Origin of the sequence: Burkholderia thailandensis E264, assembly GCF_000012365.1 — a bacterium.
Classification (GTDB): domain Bacteria; phylum Pseudomonadota; class Gammaproteobacteria; order Burkholderiales; family Burkholderiaceae; genus Burkholderia; species Burkholderia thailandensis.
On record NC_007651.1, the window covers coordinates 2492724 to 2509871 of the forward strand.

16 protein-coding genes and 1 other RNA gene are annotated in these 17148 nt (G+C 67.1%); 13 read left to right on the plus strand and 4 right to left on the minus strand.

The genetic code is table 11. From position 1 onward, the window contains the following. Positions 1 to 37: 37 nt before the first annotated feature. Together rho and trxA are read right to left on the minus strand one after the other, a co-directional pair. The gene (rho, locus tag BTH_RS23495) at positions 38 to 1300 is read right to left on the minus strand and encodes a transcription termination factor Rho (RefSeq protein WP_009890788.1); all 1263 of its coding nucleotides are present in this window, start codon (positions 1298 to 1300) and stop codon (positions 38 to 40) included. A gap of 194 nt (positions 1301 to 1494) precedes the next feature. Continuing rightward, a complete protein-coding gene (trxA, locus tag BTH_RS23505) occupies positions 1495 to 1821 on the minus strand; it encodes a thioredoxin TrxA (protein WP_009890789.1) in 327 nt (108 codons plus the stop codon). Between the two features lie 407 nt (positions 1822 to 2228). Here trxA and ffs point away from each other — a divergent pair. The 10 genes from ffs to BTH_RS23550 all read left to right on the plus strand — a co-directional run bounded on the left by ffs (position 2229) and on the right by BTH_RS23550 (position 11898). Then, positions 2229 to 2327, plus strand: an RNA gene (gene ffs, locus BTH_RS31980) — signal recognition particle sRNA small type. A 169-nt stretch (positions 2328 to 2496) separates the two neighbouring features. After that, a complete protein-coding gene (locus BTH_RS23510; RefSeq protein ID WP_011402298.1) occupies positions 2497 to 4935 on the plus strand; it encodes a DNA polymerase III subunit gamma/tau in 2439 nt (812 codons plus the stop codon). 93 nt (positions 4936 to 5028) lie between these two features. Then, a complete protein-coding gene (locus tag BTH_RS23515) occupies positions 5029 to 5355 on the plus strand; it encodes a YbaB/EbfC family nucleoid-associated protein (RefSeq protein WP_009890790.1) in 327 nt (108 codons plus the stop codon). Between the two features lie 31 nt (positions 5356 to 5386). After that, on the plus strand, positions 5387 to 5989 hold the full coding sequence (gene recR / locus BTH_RS23520) for a recombination mediator RecR (protein WP_009890799.1): 603 nt from the start codon (positions 5387 to 5389) through the stop codon (positions 5987 to 5989). A gap of 66 nt (positions 5990 to 6055) precedes the next feature. Further along, entirely contained in the window at positions 6056 to 7261 is a 1206-nt protein-coding gene (locus BTH_RS23525) for a CaiB/BaiF CoA transferase family protein (protein WP_009890801.1), read from the plus strand. Positions 7262 to 7367: 106 nt separating this feature from the next. Continuing rightward, a complete protein-coding gene (gene surE / locus BTH_RS23530; RefSeq protein ID WP_009890803.1) occupies positions 7368 to 8129 on the plus strand; it encodes a 5'/3'-nucleotidase SurE in 762 nt (253 codons plus the stop codon). Continuing rightward, positions 8126 to 9109: a protein-L-isoaspartate(D-aspartate) O-methyltransferase gene (locus BTH_RS23535; protein ID WP_011402299.1), complete on the plus strand. Its 984-nt coding sequence runs from the start codon at positions 8126 to 8128 to the stop codon at positions 9107 to 9109. The genes surE and BTH_RS23535 overlap by 4 nt, the downstream gene beginning before the upstream one ends. Before the next feature lie 11 nt (positions 9110 to 9120). Further along, on the plus strand, positions 9121 to 10011 hold the full coding sequence (locus BTH_RS23540; protein ID WP_009890806.1) for a peptidoglycan DD-metalloendopeptidase family protein: 891 nt from the start codon (positions 9121 to 9123) through the stop codon (positions 10009 to 10011). Positions 10012 to 10022: 11 nt separating this feature from the next. Further along, complete coding sequence (gene rpoS / locus BTH_RS23545; RefSeq protein WP_009890808.1) at positions 10023 to 11114, plus strand: RNA polymerase sigma factor RpoS; 1092 nt, start codon at positions 10023 to 10025, stop codon at positions 11112 to 11114. Positions 11115 to 11121: 7 nt separating this feature from the next. Further along, positions 11122 to 11898, plus strand: a complete 777-nt coding sequence (locus BTH_RS23550; protein WP_009890809.1) for a 3'-5' exonuclease — start codon at positions 11122 to 11124, stop codon at positions 11896 to 11898. Positions 11899 to 12034: 136 nt separating this feature from the next. Here the strand turns inward: BTH_RS23550 and BTH_RS23555 are convergent, their stop codons facing one another. After that, positions 12035 to 12895, minus strand: a complete 861-nt coding sequence (locus tag BTH_RS23555; RefSeq protein ID WP_009890810.1) for an endonuclease/exonuclease/phosphatase family protein — start codon at positions 12893 to 12895, stop codon at positions 12035 to 12037. Between the two features lie 76 nt (positions 12896 to 12971). Between BTH_RS23555 and rlmD the strand changes: the two genes are divergently transcribed. After that, positions 12972 to 14369, plus strand: a complete 1398-nt coding sequence (gene rlmD, locus BTH_RS23560; protein ID WP_009890811.1) for a 23S rRNA (uracil(1939)-C(5))-methyltransferase RlmD — start codon at positions 12972 to 12974, stop codon at positions 14367 to 14369. Between the two features lie 87 nt (positions 14370 to 14456). Here rlmD and BTH_RS23565 read toward each other — a convergent pair whose 3' ends face one another. Next, positions 14457 to 15155, minus strand: a complete 699-nt coding sequence (locus BTH_RS23565) for a Bax inhibitor-1/YccA family protein (protein ID WP_004521332.1) — start codon at positions 15153 to 15155, stop codon at positions 14457 to 14459. A 248-nt stretch (positions 15156 to 15403) separates the two neighbouring features. On the opposite strand from BTH_RS23565, the gene ndk reads away from it, so the two are divergent. Then, entirely contained in the window at positions 15404 to 15829 is a 426-nt protein-coding gene (gene ndk / locus BTH_RS23570; RefSeq protein ID WP_009890817.1) for a nucleoside-diphosphate kinase, read from the plus strand. Between the two features lie 42 nt (positions 15830 to 15871). Beyond that, on the plus strand, positions 15872 to 17008 hold the full coding sequence (rlmN, locus tag BTH_RS23575) for a 23S rRNA (adenine(2503)-C(2))-methyltransferase RlmN (RefSeq protein ID WP_009909268.1): 1137 nt from the start codon (positions 15872 to 15874) through the stop codon (positions 17006 to 17008). Positions 17009 to 17148: the final 140 nt, after the last annotated feature.

Consider the following 17148-nt stretch of genomic DNA (forward strand, 5'->3'; position numbering starts at 1 on the left):
GGGCGGTTTGTCGCGATGCGACGCGTGCGGCTGGAAATCAGCCGCCGCGGCGCATCAGATCGAAGAACTCGGCGTTGTTCTTCGTCTGGCGGATCTTGTCGAGCAGGAATTCCATCGCCTCGACTTCGTCCATGTCGTGGATGAACTTGCGCAGCACCCAGATCTTCTGAAGGATCTCGGGCTTGATCAGCATTTCCTCGCGGCGCGTGCCCGACTTGTTCAGGTTGATCGACGGATAGACGCGCTTTTCCGCGAGGCGGCGCTCGAGGTGCACTTCCATGTTGCCGGTGCCCTTGAACTCTTCGTAGATCACGTCGTCCATGCGGCTGCCGGTTTCGATCAGCGCGGTGCCGATGATCGTGAGCGAGCCGCCTTCCTCGATGTTGCGCGCCGCGCCGAAGAAGCGCTTCGGACGCTGCAGCGCGTTCGCGTCGACGCCGCCCGTGAGCACCTTGCCCGATGCCGGAATCACGGTGTTGTACGCGCGTGCGAGACGCGTGATCGAATCGAGCAGGATCACGACGTCGTGCTTCATCTCGACGAGGCGCTTGGCCTTCTCGATCACCATTTCGGCGACCTGCACGTGGCGCGTGGCCGGTTCGTCGAACGTCGACGCGATCACTTCGCCCGCGACCGAGCGCTGCATTTCGGTCACTTCTTCGGGGCGTTCGTCGATCAGCAGCACGAACAGGATCACGTCCGGGTGATTCTGCTTGATCGCGTGCGCGATGTGCTGAAGCATCACGGTCTTGCCGGACTTCGGCGACGCGACGAGCAGGCCGCGCTGGCCCTTGCCGATCGGCGCGATCATGTCGATGATGCGGCCCGTCACGTTCTCTTCACCGCGCATTTCGCGCTCGAGCCACAGCGGCTTGTTCGGGTGCAGCGGCGTGAGGTTCTCGAACATGATCTTGTGTTTCGAGGCCTCGGGCGGCTGCCCGTTGACTTTGTCGACCTTCACGAGCGCGAAGTAGCGCTCGCCGTCCTTCGGCGTGCGGACTTCGCCTTCGATCGTGTCGCCGGTGTGCAGGTTGAAGCGGCGGATCTGCGACGGGCTGATGTAGATGTCGTCCGTGCTCGCGAGGTACGACATTTCCGGCGAGCGCAGGAAGCCGAAGCCGTCGGGCAGCACTTCGAGCGTGCCGTCGCCGAAGATCGTTTCTCCCGTCTTGGCGCGCTTTTTGAGAATGGCGAACATCAACTCCTGCTTGCGCAGGCGGTTCGCGTTTTCGATCTCCAGGCCGTTGGCCATTTCGATCAATTCGGAGACGTGCAGAGACTTGAGCTCGGATAAATGCATACGGAGATCCCGCCAGGGAGGAGATGCGACGAAAGATATAGGGAGGAGGGCGAGCGGAAGCGCTCAGAGACTTATATGCGTCTTATCGACGTTTTTGATTCTAGCATAGGCCGATTCGGGCTTGAGCGACCGATCGGCGGATTTCGCGGCGCACGTGTTGCCGGCTGACAACACGTGCGCCGCGGCGCACCCGTTTAGAGATGGCTGTCCAGGAACGCGGTGAGTTGCGACTTCGACAGCGCGCCCACCTTTTGCGCGGCGACCGCGCCGTTCTTGAAGAGGATCAGCGTCGGGATGCCGCGCACGCCGAACTTCGCGGGCGTCGCCTGGTTGTCGTCGACGTTGATCTTCGCGATCTGCAGCTTGTCGCCGTAGTCCTTCGCGACTTCATCGAGAATCGGGGCAATCATCTTGCACGGACCGCACCATTCGGCCCAGAAGTCCAGCAGGACCGGCTTGTCGGACTTGACGACGTCCTGCTCGAACGATGCGTCGCTGATGTGTTTGATCTGTTCGCTCATTGGGTCAATACCTCTTTCGGTTCGGGGACTGCCTGCGCCGGCCGCCGGAGGGCCTTGCCGGTCGCCGGGGCAGGAAGCTCCGCTCTTGCGAAAAGAAGGGCGTGAGCGCTGCATACCGCGGCTCGCGGGTCATTCGGGCGTCATATTAGCCTAAATTGCTATCCGCTGTTGACGGCGATAGTAGTCGTCATGCGAACAGGGGCGTGATGCGCTTTCGGCTTGCCGCCCGCGTGTGCGTCCCGCGTGTGCGTCAAATGGGAGCGGCGTCGTGAATTGCAAGAGGCGGGCGATGCATTGCGCCGGAGCGCGCGAATTGGCGCAGTCGTGTGGGCGAGGCCGCGCGATTTGTCGTCTCGCCATGCGAATAACGGTCGCGCGGCGCGCCAAGCGATGTTAGAATGCGCCGTGACGGGCCTCCTCGCATGGTGGGGCGGTCAACCTGGTCAGGTCGGGAACGAAGCAGCCACAGCCGTTTTCCGCCAGTGCCGAGGGTCGGGCTCGTCACCTTCCGCTTGCTTCACTCGCATTCCTCCCCCTCGGTATTCTCTCCTCGCGTTCTCCCGCTGCATTTTTCCGGTTCCGCTTTTTCCGGGCTTCTCCGATCGGCTCGATATGCGCGTGCTTCGCGGCGTTCAACCTGTCGGCGTGGCTCAGCGTTGCTGATACAATTTCCCGATGACCTATCAAGTTCTCGCACGCAAGTGGCGTCCGAAGGATTTCGCTTCGCTCGTCGGCCAGGAGCACGTCGTCAGGGCGCTCACGCACGCGCTCGACGGCGGGCGTTTGCATCACGCCTATCTATTCACGGGCACGCGCGGCGTCGGCAAGACAACGCTGTCGCGCATCTTCGCGAAGGCGCTCAATTGCGAGACGGGCGTCACGTCGCAGCCGTGCGGCGTGTGCCGCGCGTGCCGCGAAATCGATGAAGGGCGCTTCGTCGACTATGTCGAAATGGACGCGGCGAGCAATCGCGGCGTCGATGAAATGGCCGCGCTGCTCGAGCGCGCGGTGTACGCGCCCGTCGATGCGCGCTTCAAGGTCTACATGATCGACGAAGTGCACATGCTGACGAACCACGCGTTCAACGCGATGCTCAAGACGCTCGAGGAGCCGCCGCCGCACGTCAAGTTCATCCTCGCGACCACCGACCCGCAGAAGATTCCCGTCACCGTGCTGTCGCGCTGCCTGCAGTTCAATCTGAAGCAGATGCCGGCCGGGCACATCGTGTCGCACCTCGAGCGGATTCTCGGCGAAGAGCGGATCGCGTTCGAGCCGCAGGCGCTGCGCCTTCTCGCGCGCGCGGCGCAGGGCAGCATGCGCGATGCGCTGTCGCTGACCGATCAGGCGATCGCGTATTCGGCGAACGAAGTGACGGAAACCGCCGTGTCCGGCATGCTCGGCACGCTCGACCAGACCTACATGGTGCGGCTCCTCGACGCGCTCGCCGCGGCCGACGGCCCGCAGATTCTCGCCGTCGCCGATGAGATGGCGCTGCGCAGCCTGTCGTTCTCGGCCGCGCTGCAGGATCTCGCGAGCCTGCTGCACCGGATCGCGTGGGCGCAGTTCGCGCCGGCGTCGGTGCTCGACGAATGGCCGGAAGCGGCCGATCTGCGTCGCTTCGCCGAACTGCTGAGCCCGGAGCAGGTGCAGCTCTATTATCAGATCGCGACGGTCGGGCGCGGCGAGCTCGGCCTCGCGCCCGACGAATACGCGGGCTTCACGATGACGCTGCTGCGAATGCTGGCGTTCGAGCCGGCGACGACGGGCGGCGGCGCGCCGGGCGGCGGGGTGCCCGCTCAGGTGTCCGGCGCCGCGCCGAAGCCGGGGGCGCGCACCGCGATCGCGGTCGGCGCGTCGGCGGCGCCCGCGGTTGCGGCGGCGCCAACGCCGAAGGCGGCCGTCGCGCGTGCGGCAACGCGCGCCGAGCCGCCGCCGTCCCAAGCGGAGCCGGCGACGACCGAGACGGTCGGCGGCGCTTCCGCGGACGTTCGCGCGCCGGCCGACGCCGGCCCGGGCGAGCGCGACGCCGCGCCGTGCGTCGAATCAGTCGCGCCGCCGAGCACGCGGGAGGATGCCGCGCGTGAATCCGCGGCGCGAGCGGCCGTGTCATTCGAATCGACGTCCGTCGCCGAGCGCGACGCGATCACGCCGGCCGCCGCATCGACCGGGGAGGTCGCCGCGATGCCTGCGTCCGTCGCGACCGAATCACGCGCGCCGGCGCCCACCGCCGACGCATCCGCGTCGCGCGCGACCGGCGCGGCCGCCGCGCTCGACGTGCTGCGCAACGCGGGCATGCGCGTGTCGTCCGATCGCGGCCGCAACGCCGGCGCCGCGAGGCCGGCCGCGCCAGCCGCCGCGCCCGCCGCGCCCGCCGCGCCCACCGCGAAGGCCGCGCCGCGCGTGCCGGTGCCCGTGCCGACGCCGCGCGGCCGCGCATCGGGCAGCGATGCGCGGCCGAACGGCGCGGCGCGCGCCGAAGCGAGATCCGAGTCTCGCGGCGCGCCGCCGCCGTGGGAGGACATCCCGCCCGACGATTACGTGCCGTTGTCGATGGACGACGGTTTCATCCCGCCCGACGACGGTTTCGTCCCGGTGTTCGACAGCGGCCCCGACGACGTCCGCGTCGCGCCGAAGCCGGCTCCCGCGCCGTCCGTCGACACACGCCCGCTGCCGGAGCCGATCCCGCTCGACACGATCGGCTATGCCGGCGAGTGGGCGACGCTCGCGGCGAGCCTGCCACTCAAGGGAGTCGCGTACCAGCTCGCGTTCAACAGCGAGCTGACGTCGGCCGACGGCGGCGCGCTCAAGCTTGCCGTGCCGGTTCCGCAATACGCGGACGCCGCGCAGGTCGCCAAGCTGAAAGCGGCGCTTGCGGACGCGCTCGGCAAGCCGGTGGACGTGATGGTCGAAGTCGGGCCGGCGCGCCGCACCGCGGCGGCGCTCGCCGCCGCCGAGCGCGCGAAGCGGCAGCGCGAGGCCGAGCAGGAGATGAATGCCGACCCGTTCGTCCAGCAGTTGCTGCGCGAATTCGGCGCGAGCATCGTCGAAGGCTCGATTCGGCCCGTCGGCCCGGAAGCGGGCGCCGCGGACGGCGCCTCGCCGACGCTGCACTGACGCGAGCCGGGCGCTGCGCGCGCCCGGTTTCCATATTCGCGCGCGGGCGCTAAGATCGCGCCCGTTCGCAATCGATTACGAAGGAGCAAGTCCATGATGAAAGGCCAACTCGCCGGGCTGATGAAGCAGGCCCAGCAGATGCAGGAAAACATGAAGAAGATGCAGGAGCAACTGGCCCTCATCGAAGTGGAAGGCCAGTCGGGCGCGGGGCTCGTCAAGGTGACGATGACCTGCCGCAACGAGGTGCGCCGCGTGTCGATCGATCCGAGCCTGCTCGCCGACGACAAGGACATGCTCGAGGATCTCGTCGCCGCGGCGTTCAACGACGCGGTGCGCAAGGCCGAGGTGACCTCGCAGGAGAAGATGAGCGGGATGACGGCGGGCCTGCCGCTGCCGCCCGGCTTCAAGCTGCCGTTCTGACGATGAACCGTTCGGTCGACGCCTTTCGCGCATGAGCATCAAGCCGCCTTCCGCGCTGTCCGAGCTCGTCGAGGCGCTGCGCGCGCTGCCGGGCGTCGGGCCGAAATCCGCGCAGCGCATCGCATACCACCTGATGCAACATGATCGGGAGGGCGCCGAGCGGCTCGGTCGGTCGCTGCTGTTCGCGACCGAGCATCTGCGGCATTGCGAGAAGTGCAATACGTTCACGGAGGCGCAGGTCTGCGAGGTGTGCTGCGATCCGGAGCGCGATCCGACGCTGCTCTGCGTCGTCGAAACGCCCGCCGACCAGATCATGCTCGAGCAGACGATGACCTATCGCGGGTTGTACTTCGTGCTGATGGGGCGCCTGAGCCCGCTCGACGGCATCGGGCCGAAGGAGATCCATTTCGACCGGCTCGTGCGCCGCGCGTCCGACGGCATCGTGAAGGAGGTCGTGCTCGCGACGAACTTCACGAACGAAGGCGAGGCGACCGCGCACTATCTCGGCCAGACGCTGAAGGCGCGCGGCCTGGCCGTCACGCGGCTCGCGCGCGGCGTGCCGGTGGGCGGCGAGCTCGAATACGTCGATGCGGGCACGATCGCGCGTGCGATGCTCGATCGACGCACGCTCTAGCGGGCTGCGCGCCCGCGCCGCGTGGCCCGCTGGGCCGCGCTCCGTTCAACGATCCAAGGAAGCGACATGAGCGCAACCCCCGGCCCGCTCGCGGGCGTCAAGGTGCTCGAACTCGGCACGCTGATCGCCGGCCCGTTCGCCGCGCGCCTGCTCGCCGAGTTCGGCGCGGAAGTCATCAAGATCGAAGATCCGAACGGCGGCGATCCGCTGCGCAAGTGGCGCAAGCTGTATCCGGAGGCGGGCGGCACGTCGCTGTGGTGGTCGGTGCAGGCGCGCAACAAGAAATCGGTGACGATCAACCTGAAGTCCGACGAGGGCAAGGAGATCGTGCGCCGCTTGGCGCGCGAAGCCGACATCGTCGTCGAGAACTTCCGCCCCGGGCTGCTCGAGAAGCTCGGCCTCGGCTACGACGTGCTGTCGGCCGACAATCCGGGCCTCGTGATGGTGCGCCTGTCGGGCTACGGGCAAACGGGCCCGTACCGCGACCGTCCCGGTTTCGGCGCGATCGCCGAATCGATGGGCGGGCTGCGCCACATCACGGGCTACCCGGAGTTGCCGCCGCCGCGCATCGGCATCTCGATCGGCGATTCCATCGCGGCGCTGCACGGCGTGATCGGCGCGCTGATGGCGCTGCATCATCGCAACGCGAACGGCGGCGCGGGGCAGGTCGTCGACGTCGCGCTGTACGAGGCCGTCTTCAACATGATGGAAAGCGTCGTGCCCGAGTACGGCGTCTATGGGCTCGTGCGCGAGCGCACGGGCGCGTCGCTGCCGGGCATCGTGCCGTCGAACACATATCCGTGCCGCGACGGCAGCATCGTGATCGGCGGCAACAGCGATCCGATCTTCAAGCGCCTGATGGGAGCGATCGGGCGCGACGATCTCGCCGACGATCCGGCGCTCGCGCACAACGACGGCCGCGTGCCGCGCACGCAGGAGATCGACGCGGCGATCGGCGCGTGGCTCGCCGAGCGCACGATCGACGAGGCGCTCGCGGTGCTGAACTCGGCCGACGTGCCGGCATCGCGAATCTACAGCGTAGCCGACATGTTCACCGATCCGCAATTCGTCGCGCGCCAGATGATCCAGCGTTTCAAACTCGCCGACGGCGCGCAGATCCCGCTGCCGAACGTGACGCCGAAGCTGTCCGGCACGCCGGGCGAAACGCGCTGGCTCGGCCCGGCGCTCGGCGAGCACACGGACGAGGTGCTCGGAGCGCTCGGCTACGACGCGCAGGCGATCGCCGCGCTGCGCGAGAAGCGCGCGATCTGAGCGTCGAGGGCCGCGCGCGGCGTGCGTTTGCGCGGCATCGCGCGCGGCGCGCAACGCGGCCCGGGCTGTCGCTCTCGCGCAATCTTTCCTCGGTTACAATCGCCGGATGCGAATACTACTCAGCAACGACGACGGATACCTCGCGCCCGGCCTCGCCGCGCTGTACGAAGCGCTGCGCCCGCTTGCCGAGGTCATGGTGATGGCGCCCGAGCAGAACTGCAGCGGCGCGTCTAACTCGCTCACGCTGTCGCGTCCGCTTTCGGTGTCGCGCTCGGCGACCACGGGTTTCTACTACGTGAACGGCACGCCGACCGATTCGGTGCACGTCGCGCTGACGGGCATGCTCGACGCGAAGCCCGACCTCGTCGTGTCGGGGATCAACAACGGCCAGAACATGGGCGATGACACGCTGTATTCCGGAACGGTCGCGGCCGCGACGGAAGGCATCATGTTCGGCGTGCCGGCGATCGCGTTCTCGCTCGTTCACAAGGAGTGGGCGCACCTCGAAGACGCGGCGCGCGTCGCGGCCGAGATCGTGCGTCATTACCTCGATCATCCGCTGCCCGGCCAGCCGCTCCTGAACGTCAACATTCCGAACCTGCCGTACGGCGAGCTGAGGGGCTGGCGTGTGACGCGGCTCGGCAAGCGTCATCCGTCGCAGCCGGTGATTCGCCAAATCAATCCGCGCGGCGAGCCGATCTACTGGATCGGTGCGGCGGGCGACGCGCTCGATGCGAGCGAGGGCACCGATTTCCACGCGACCGCCGCGGGCTACGTGTCGATCACGCCGCTGCAGCTCGATCTCACCCACACGCAAATGCTGGCGGCCACGCGCGATTGGGCGCATGCCGGGAGCGGCGCTTCATGAGCGGCGAGCGCGCGAAGCGGTTTCCGCTCGCGCTCGAGGATCTGAAGCGCGAGCCGCGCAAGCCCGAAGGGCGCGCGGCCGAGCGTCAGGCCGCGGGCGACGCCGCCCGTCAGCGCCTCATCGCCGCGGCGGCGGCCGCGCCCGCCGCCGCCTCCCCGATCGCGCCCGAACGCCTCGCGCCGCGCGCGGCCGGCGCGTCGGGGAGCGGCGTGCCCGTTGCGAAACCGGCGCGTGCGAAACCGCCCACGACGCCCGGCGTCGCAAAGAGCGCGCCGTCCTCCGGCGTGAAGAACGGCGACAAGAGCGCGACGCCGAACGTCGCGTTGAGCGGCGCGCTCGCGCTGACTTCGGAACGGGTGCGCGAGCGCATGGTCGAACGGCTTCGGGCAAACGGCGTGGCCGATCCGCGCGTGCTCGCCGCGATGTCGGCCGTGCCGCGCCACATGTTCGTGGATCCGGGGCTTGCGGCCCAGGCGTACGAGGACGCCGCGCTGCCGATCGGCCATCAGCAGACGATCTCGAAGCCGTCGGTCGTCGCGCGGATGATCGAGCTCGCGGCGGCGGGCCGCACGCTCGAGCGCGTGCTCGAAATCGGCACGGGCTGCGGCTATCAGGCCGCGGTGCTGAGTCGCGTCGCGCGCGACGTGTATTCGATCGAACGCGTGAAGCCGCTCTACGAGCGCGCGAAACTGAATTTGCGGCCGCTGCGCGTGCCGAACATCCGCCTGCACTACGGCGACGGACGCGTGGGCCTGCCCGCCGCGGCGCCGTTCGACGCGATCGTGATCGCCGCGGCGGGGCTCGACGTGCCGCGGGCGCTGTTGGAACAATTGGCGATCGGCGGCAGGCTCGTCGCGCCTGTCGGAGAACAGGCGGGCGAGCAGGTGCTCACGCTCGTGGAGCGCGTCGCACCCGCGCAGTGGCGTGAGTCGCGGCTTGATCGCGTTTTCTTTGTCCCTTTAAAATCCGGAGTGATTTGATACCGATGAGTATGCTGCGCGCGATGCAAAACAATCGTTCGAAGGTTCCGCTCTCGCTCGCTCAGCGCGCGATTTGCATGGCGGCGCTCACGCTGCTCGCCGCGTGCGCGACGCGGCTCGACCAGGCGCCCGTCGTCGACCGTTCCGGCTCGCTCGGCGCGACGGCCGCCACGCAGCCGCCCGCGCCGCTGCCGCCCGCGCCCCCGGGTTACTACCGGGTGAAGCCGGGTGACACGCTTTATCGGATCGCGCTCGAGAACGGCCAGAACTATCGCGACATCGCCGCGTGGAACAACCTGACCAACCCGAATCAGATCGAAGTTGATCAGCTGCTGCGCGTGTCGCCGACCGCGGGCGGCGCGACGGCGGCCGCACCGGTCGCCGGCGCAGCAGTCACGCCGCCGCTGTCGAGCGGTCCGTCGAGCGGCTCGGCCGCCGTGCCGCCGATCTATGGCTCCGGTTCCAGCGCGAGCGCCGCGCCGACTGCGTCGGCGGCGATCACGCCGAGCGAAACGGGCGCGAGCGCCGCGAGCGGCAACGTGTCGTTCGCGTGGCCGGTGAGCGGCGCGCTGCTCAACACGTTCGACGATTCGAAGAACAAGGGGATCAACATCGGCGGCCCGGCCGGCGAGGCCGTGAAGGCCGCTGCGGATGGCCGCGTGGTGTACGCGGGCAACGGGCTGCGCGGCTATGGCAACCTCATTATCATCAAGCACGACGCAACTTATCTCACAGCGTATGCACACAATCGCGCTTTGATGGTAAAAGAGGGGGACGCGGTGACGAAAGGCCAGAAGATCGCAGAGATGGGCAATAGCGATTCCGACCGCGTGATGCTGCATTTCGAGGTTCGCCGGCAGGGTAAACCTGTCGATCCGCTGAAGTATTTGCCGCCTCAATAAACGAGACGACCATGCCGAAATCGAAGCGCCACGATCCGCAAGCCGAGTCTGAGAAGCTCAGTCGAGCCACGCAAGCATCGGTGGAGCGAACGGGTGCTTCGACGGACGAGGACGAAGACGCTGCCGACAGCGAACGCGACTACGAGCCGCGCGAAGCGGATTCTGACGATTCGCCGGGCGAAGGGCGCGGCGAGACGGCCGACGCGTCGCCCGACCTGGACGACTTCCGGGCGCTTCTGCAGGCGGAACTCACCGCCGACACGATTCAGCACTACCTGAACCGCATCAGCGTGAAGCCGCTGTTGACGGTCGAGGAAGAGCAGCGCTATTCGCGGCTCGCGAAGGCGGGAGAATTCGAGGCGCGGCAGGTGATGATCGAGCGCAACCTTCGGCTCGTCGTCAGCATCGCGAAAGGCTATCTGAATCGCGGCGTGCCGCTTCTCGATCTGATCGAAGAGGGCAATCTCGGGCTCATGCACGCAATCGAAAAATTCGATCCGACGCGCGGCTTTCGTTTTTCGACGTACGCGACCTGGTGGATTCGCCAGAGCATCGAGCGCGCGATCATGAATCAGGCGCGCACGGTGCGACTGCCGGTGCACGTGATCCGCGAGTTGAACCAGGTGCTGCGCGCGAAGCGCCATCTCGAGAAGAACTCGCTGTCGACGGGCGAGGCCGCCGAACGCCGCGAGGCGAGCATCGACGACATCGCGTATCTGACCGGCAAGACGGCAGAGGAGGTCACCGACATCCTCGCGCTGAACGAGCACACCGCATCGCTCGACGCGCCGCTCGATCTCGATCCGGCGAGCAGCCTGCTCGATCTTCTACCCGACGACCAGAGCCAGTCGCCCGACGCGGAGGTTCAGCACCGCGAGTTGGAGACGCTCACGCGCGCGTGGCTGTCGCGTCTGTCCGACAAGCACCGTCACGTGATCGAGCGGCGCTTCGGCCTCAACCATATCGAACCCGCGACGCTCGAGGAGCTTGCCGACGAGATGGGACTGACCCGCGAGCGGGTTCGTCAGATCCAGCAGGAAGCGCTCGTGCGGCTCAAGCGGTTTTTCGCCTCCAACGGCGTGCGCAAGGACGCCGTTCTGTAACTCATCGATGACACCGATTCTGGTTTTTGACATCGAGACGATTCCCGATGTCGACGGCATTCGCCGTCTTGAAGATCTGCCCGCCGACCTTGCCGACGCCGACGTGGCCGAGCACGCATTCGCCGCGCGCCGCGAGAAGACGGGCAGCGATTTCCTGCCGCTCCATCTGCAACGGATCGCGGCGATCTCGTGCGTGTTCCGCGACAACAACGGCTTTCGCGTACGCTCGCTCGGCACGCCGGACGACCCGGAGGCGGCGCTGATCCAGTCGTTCTACCGCGTGATCGAGAAGTACACGCCGCAGCTCGTGTCGTGGAACGGCGGCGGCTTCGATCTGCCGGTGCTCCATTACCGCGGGCTCGTACACGGCGTCGCGGCGCCGCGCTACTGGGACATGGGCGAGGACGATCGCGACTTCAAGTGGAACAATTATCTGTCGCGTTACCACACGCGGCATCTGGATCTGATGGATCTGCTCGCGCTTTACCAGCCGCGCGCGAGCGCGCCGCTCGATGCGCTCGCGAAGCTGTGCGGTTTCCCGGGCAAGCTCGGGATGGACGGCAGCCAGGTGTGGGCGGCGTTCCAGCAAGGGCGGATCGAAGAGATTCGCAATTACTGCGAGACCGACGTCGTCAACACGTACTTGCTGTATTGCCGGTTCCAGCAGATGCGCGGCGGCCTGTCGCCCGCCGAGTACACCGAGGAGATCGCGCTCGTGAAGAACACGCTCGTGCAGGAACCGGCGCCGCACTGGGCCGAATACCTCGCCGCGTTCGACGCGTAACGCAACTCGCGGCGTCACCCGCCGTGCGTGACGCGAACGTCGCGCTTCCCGTTCGTCTCGAATCGCTTGCCGCCCTCCGGCGACGGCCGGCCGCGCGTCGATCGCCGTCGGCCGATCTGCTTGCGCGTCGCTTTGACTACGTATCGCTCAACTCCAGCACGATCGGCTGATGATCGGATGCGCGTGTCGCGCCGTCGATCTCGCAGCGTGATATGCGGTGGGCGAGCGTGTCGGTGACGAATGCGAAATCGCACGTCATCGGTCCTTCACTCCATTGCCCGGTGTCGTAGACGCCCGCCGTCATCGGCGGCGTCTTGCCCGGATGGCGCGCGAGCCACGCGTCGACGAAGCGCGGCGCGTCCGGGAACGGCGCGAGAAAGCGCCGGTACGCTTCGCTGCGGTACGCGCTGTTGAAGTCGCCGCAGACGATGGCATCGGCCGCGCGCGCCGACGGCGCGAACGGGCCCGTCGGCGTTTCCGGCGGCGCGCTGGCGCGCGCATGCGCGGCCGCCTCGCGATGCAGGCGCCGCAGCGCATCGACCTGCGCGAGCCGCTGCTGCGCCGAGTAGTACTCGAGGTGCGTGACGATGACGCGCAGCGGCCCGAACGGCGCGCGCAGCGTGACCTCGAGCGCGCAGCGCGGCATCGACGGTGCGGCGGCGCTCGCGGGCCACGGCAGCGCGTGACGCATCGCGCGCTCGACGGGCAGCCGCGTCGCGAGCGCGTTGCCGAATTGCCGGCGCGGCGCGCCCGGCCCGAGCGGCGGCAGATCGACGCCGATCGCGTCGAACACCGCGTAACCCGGCAGCAGCGCGGCCAGTTCCGCATATTGATCGCCGGACGGCCCGCCCGGCAGCGCGTGAAAGCCGCGCGTGACTTCCTGCATGCATAGCACGTCGAAATCGCCGAGGCCGCGCGCGGCGTCGATAGTGCGCGCGAGGTCGACCGTGCCGTTCGCGTCCCGTCCCCATTGGATGTTCCAACTGATGAGTCGCATCGTCGAATCTCCGTTGCATGGCGGCCGTTCGTCTACAATCTCGCCTTTCCCCACAATCGTTCGTCAGGAAAAGCTGGTGTCAGAAGCCGTCCCTCTCTCCACACCCGGCGCGTCGCATGCGGGCGCCGCAACCGATCGCGCCCCGGTTCTCGATATCGATTCGCTCGACATGGAAGCGCGCGGCGTCGGCCGTGCCGTCGACGAAAACGGCGAACCCGGCAAGGTGATTTTCGTCGAGGGCGCGTTGCCCGGCGAACGCGTCACCTATTCGAGTTTCCGCCGCAAGCCGACCTACGAACAGGCGCAGGTCGTCGATATTCTGCGCCCGAGCGTGATGCGCACGCGGCCGAAATGCGCATTTTTCGGCACATGCGGCGGCTGTTCGATGCAGCATCTCGACATGCGCGCGCAGGTCGCGATCAAGCAGCGCGTGCTCGAGGACAACCTGTGGCATCTCGCGAAGCTGCGCGCCGAGGCGATGTTCGCGCCGATTCACGGCCCGTCGTGGGGCTACCGCTATCGTGCCCGCCTCACCGTGCGCCACGTCGCGAAGAAGGGCGGCGTGCTCGTCGGCTTCCACGAGAAGAAGAGCAGCTACGTCGCCGACATGACGAGCTGCGAGGTGCTGCCGCCGCACGTGTCCGCGATGCTGGTGCCGCTGCGCCGGCTCGTCGAGCAATTGTCGATCCGCGATCGCATGCCGCAGATCGAGCTTGCGGTCGGCTCGCAGGTGACGGCGCTCGTGCTGCGCGTGCTCGAGCCGATCAACGCGGCCGACGAGACGCTCCTGCGCGAATTCGCGGACGCGCATCGCGTGCAGTTCTGGCTGCAGCCGAAAGGGCCGGACACGGTCGCGCCGTTCTATCCGCTCGACGTGCAGCTCGACTACACGCTGCCCGAATTCGGGATCCGGATGCCGTTCAAGCCGACCGATTTCACGCAGGTCAACCACCAGATCAACCGCGTGCTCGTCGGTCGGGCGCTGCGCCTGCTCGCGCCCGAGCGCGGCGACCGCGTGCTCGATCTGTTCTGCGGGATCGGCAACTTCACGCTGCCGCTCGCGCGGCTCGCTCGCGAGGTGGTCGGGATCGAGGGCAGCGAGACGCTGACGTCGCGCGCGCTCGCGAATGCAAAGGAAAACGGCGTCGACGGGCATACGTCGTTCGCGAGCCGCAATCTGTTCGAGGTGACGGCCGACGATCTGCACGCGCTCGGCGCATTCGACAAATTCCTGGTCGATCCGCCGCGCGAAGGCGCGCTCGCGGTGTCGAAGGCGCTCGCCGAGATCGCGCAGAGCGGCGAAGGGCCGCTGCCCGCGCGGATCGTCTACGTGTCGTGCAATCCGTCGACGCTCGCACGAGACGCGGGTCTCCTCGTGCACGAGGCAGGTTATCGGCTGAAGGGCGCGGGCGTCGTCAACATGTTCCCGCACACGTCGCATGTCGAATCGATCGCGCTCTTCGAGCGTGACTGACGCGAGATCCGGGCAGCGCGCACATAAAAAAACCGGCCCGAGGGCCGGTTTTTTCGTGATGCGCGCAGACGTGCGTGCCGCCGGGCTTCAGTTGCGGTTGCCGCCGAAAATGCCGAGCAGCGCGAGCAGGTTCGTGAACACGTTGTACAGATCGAGGTAGATCGCGAGCGTCGCGCTGATGTAATTCGTCTCGCCGCCGTTCACGACGCGCTGGACGTCGAACAGCATGTACGCCGAGAAGATCACGATCGCGAGCACCGACACGGTCAGCATCAACGCGGGCAATTGCAGGAACATGTTCGCGACCATCGCGAGCAGCAGCACGATCACGCCGACGAAGAGCCATTTGCCGAGGCCCGAGAAGTCGCGCTTGCTGACGGTCGCGACGGTCGCCATCGCGGCGAAGATCACGCCGGTGCCGCCGAACGCGAGCATGATGAGCGACGGACCGTTCGAGAAGCCGAGGATGAAGCTCAAGAGGCGCGACAGCATCAGGCCCATGAAGAACGTGAAGCCGAGCAGCACGAACACGCCGGCCGAGCTGTTCTTCGTGCGCTCGATCGCGAACATGAAGCCGAACGCGATCGCGAAGAACGCGAGGAGGCTCATCATCGGGCTCGTCGCGGCGAACAGCGAGAAACCCGTCGCGACGCCAACCCAGGCGCCGAGCACGGTCGGCACCATCGACAGCGCGAGGAGCCAGTAGGTGTTGCGCAGCACGCGGTTGCGGGTCTCGGCGGTGCCGATCGCGCCGCCGCGGCCGAAGTTGTACGGATAATCGTTCATGGTTTCTCCTAACATGGAACGTGGCGCCGCCGCCGGTGGGCGGCGCGCTTGTTGCGCCGCAAAAAACCGCGTGGCCGCTACCCCTAAGATAGGTTTCGACGGCGGAGGTTTCAACGCCTGGGCGCTTGCGGAACGCGAAGCATTCGAACCTTTCGGTCGTGTAAGGGTTCAATCGCAATGATACACGGGAACGTGTTACAATAGCGGATTCATTTGAAACTGTAACCTCTTAATTTCTTGGAGTTTTTATGGCACTCGAGCGCACCCTGTCGATCATCAAGCCGGATGCGGTGGCGAAGAACGTGATCGGCCAGATCTACAGCCGTTTCGAAAACGCCGGCCTGAAGATCGTGGCGGCGCGCATGGCGCACCTGTCGCGCGCCGATGCGGAGAAGTTCTACGCCGTGCACGCCGAGCGTCCGTTCTTCAAGGATCTCGTCGAATTCATGATCTCGGGCCCGGTGATGATCCAGGTTCTGGAAGGCGAGGACGCGATCCTGAAGAACCGCGACCTGATGGGCGCGACGGATCCGAAGAAGGCGGAAAAGGGCACGATCCGCGCCGACTTCGCGGATAGCATCGACGCGAACGCCGTGCACGGCTCGGACGCACCGGAAACGGCGCGCGTCGAGATCGCGTTCTTCTTCCCGGAAATGAACGTCTACTCGCGCTAAGCGGGTCGGGGTCCGGCGCGTTCGGCGGCAAGGCAGGGCATCATGGCGAGCGAAACCATCGTCAATCTACTCGACCTCGACGCCGAGGGGCTCGTCGCGTACTGCGGCGGCCTCGGCGAGAAGGCGTTTCGCGCTAAGCAGCTGCAGCGCTGGATCCATCAATACAATGCAGCCGATTTCGACGGGATGACCGATCTCGCGAAATCGCTGCGCGAGAAGCTGAAGGGGCGCGCCGTGATCGGCACGCCCGACATCCTGAGCGATCACGTGTCGGCGGACGGCACGCGCAAGTGGCTCATCAACGTCGGCAACGGCAATGCGGTCGAGACGGTGTTCATCCCCGAGGAGACGCGCGGCACGCTGTGCGTGTCGTCGCAGGCGGGGTGTGCGGTCAATTGCCGCTTCTGCTCGACCGGCAAGCAAGGTTTTTCCCGCAATCTGTCGACGGGCGAGATCGTCGGGCAACTGCGGATGGCGGAATTCGCGCTGCGCGCGTCGCTTGGCCGCGCGCCCGGCCCGAACGGCAAGGCCGAGCGGGTGATCACGAATGTCGTGATGATGGGCATGGGCGAGCCGCTTCTCAATTACTCGGCGGTCGTGCCCGCGATGCGTCTCATGCTCGACGACAACGCGTACGGCCTGTCGCGCCGGCGCGTGACGCTGTCGACGTCGGGCGTCGTGCCGATGATGGACCGGCTCGGTGCCGAGCTGCCCGTCGCGCTCGCGGTGTCGCTGCACGCGCCGAACGACGCGCTGCGCGACGAACTCGTGCCGCTCAACAAGAAGCATCCGCTGCGCGAACTGATGGCCGCGTGCCAGCGCTATCTGAAGGTCGCGCCGCGTGATTTCATCACGTTCGAATATTGCATGCTCGACGGCGTCAACGACACCGAAGCGCATGCGCGCGAGCTGCTCGCGCTCACGCGCGACGTGCCGTGCAAATTCAATCTGATTCCGTTCAATCCGTTCCCGGAATCGGGGCTCCTGCGCTCGAAGACTGAGCAGATCAAGCGCTTCGCGCAGGTTCTGATCGACGCCGGCGTCGTGACGACGATCCGCAAGACGCGCGGCGACGACATCGATGCCGCCTGCGGTCAACTGGCGGGCGCGGTCAAGGACCGCACGCGTCTGGCGGAGCGGACGGGCGCGACGAAGATTATCGAGGTCCGGGCGGTTTGACGGGGATGCCCGGGCTGGCAGTGAAATACGCGTGAAGCGATCGGGGGCGGCGCACGGCGCCGCGCAGTGTGTGACAACGGTGGTGTTGCGGGCCCGGCCGGAATTGGCGCGGGCGTGCAGGCAAGAAGAATCGACGCGAG

Bases quoted from the DNA above. Each gene is read 5' to 3' on its own strand.
- ndk (WP_009890817.1), top strand. From the start codon at position 15,404: ATGGCACTCGAGCGCACCCTGTCGATCATCAAGCCGGATGCGGTGGCG.
- BTH_RS23550 (WP_009890809.1), top strand. From the start codon at position 11,122: ATGACACCGATTCTGGTTTTTGACATCGAGACGATTCCCGATGTCGAC.
- surE (WP_009890803.1), top strand. From the start codon at position 7,368: ATGCGAATACTACTCAGCAACGACGACGGATACCTCGCGCCCGGCCTC.
- trxA (WP_009890789.1), bottom strand. From the start codon at position 1,821: ATGAGCGAACAGATCAAACACATCAGCGACGCATCGTTCGAGCAGGAC.
- rho (WP_009890788.1), bottom strand. From the start codon at position 1,300: ATGCATTTATCCGAGCTCAAGTCTCTGCACGTCTCCGAATTGATCGAA.
- BTH_RS23525 (WP_009890801.1), top strand. From the start codon at position 6,056: ATGAGCGCAACCCCCGGCCCGCTCGCGGGCGTCAAGGTGCTCGAACTC.
- recR (WP_009890799.1), top strand. From the start codon at position 5,387: ATGAGCATCAAGCCGCCTTCCGCGCTGTCCGAGCTCGTCGAGGCGCTG.
- BTH_RS23555 (WP_009890810.1), bottom strand. From the start codon at position 12,895: ATGCGACTCATCAGTTGGAACATCCAATGGGGACGGGACGCGAACGGC.
- BTH_RS23540 (WP_009890806.1), top strand. From the start codon at position 9,121: ATGCTGCGCGCGATGCAAAACAATCGTTCGAAGGTTCCGCTCTCGCTC.
- BTH_RS23535 (WP_011402299.1), top strand. From the start codon at position 8,126: ATGAGCGGCGAGCGCGCGAAGCGGTTTCCGCTCGCGCTCGAGGATCTG.
- BTH_RS23515 (WP_009890790.1), top strand. From the start codon at position 5,029: ATGATGAAAGGCCAACTCGCCGGGCTGATGAAGCAGGCCCAGCAGATG.
- rlmN (WP_009909268.1), top strand. From the start codon at position 15,872: ATGGCGAGCGAAACCATCGTCAATCTACTCGACCTCGACGCCGAGGGG.
- rpoS (WP_009890808.1), top strand. From the start codon at position 10,023: ATGCCGAAATCGAAGCGCCACGATCCGCAAGCCGAGTCTGAGAAGCTC.
- BTH_RS23565 (WP_004521332.1), bottom strand. From the start codon at position 15,155: ATGAACGATTATCCGTACAACTTCGGCCGCGGCGGCGCGATCGGCACC.
- BTH_RS23510 (WP_011402298.1), top strand. From the start codon at position 2,497: ATGACCTATCAAGTTCTCGCACGCAAGTGGCGTCCGAAGGATTTCGCT.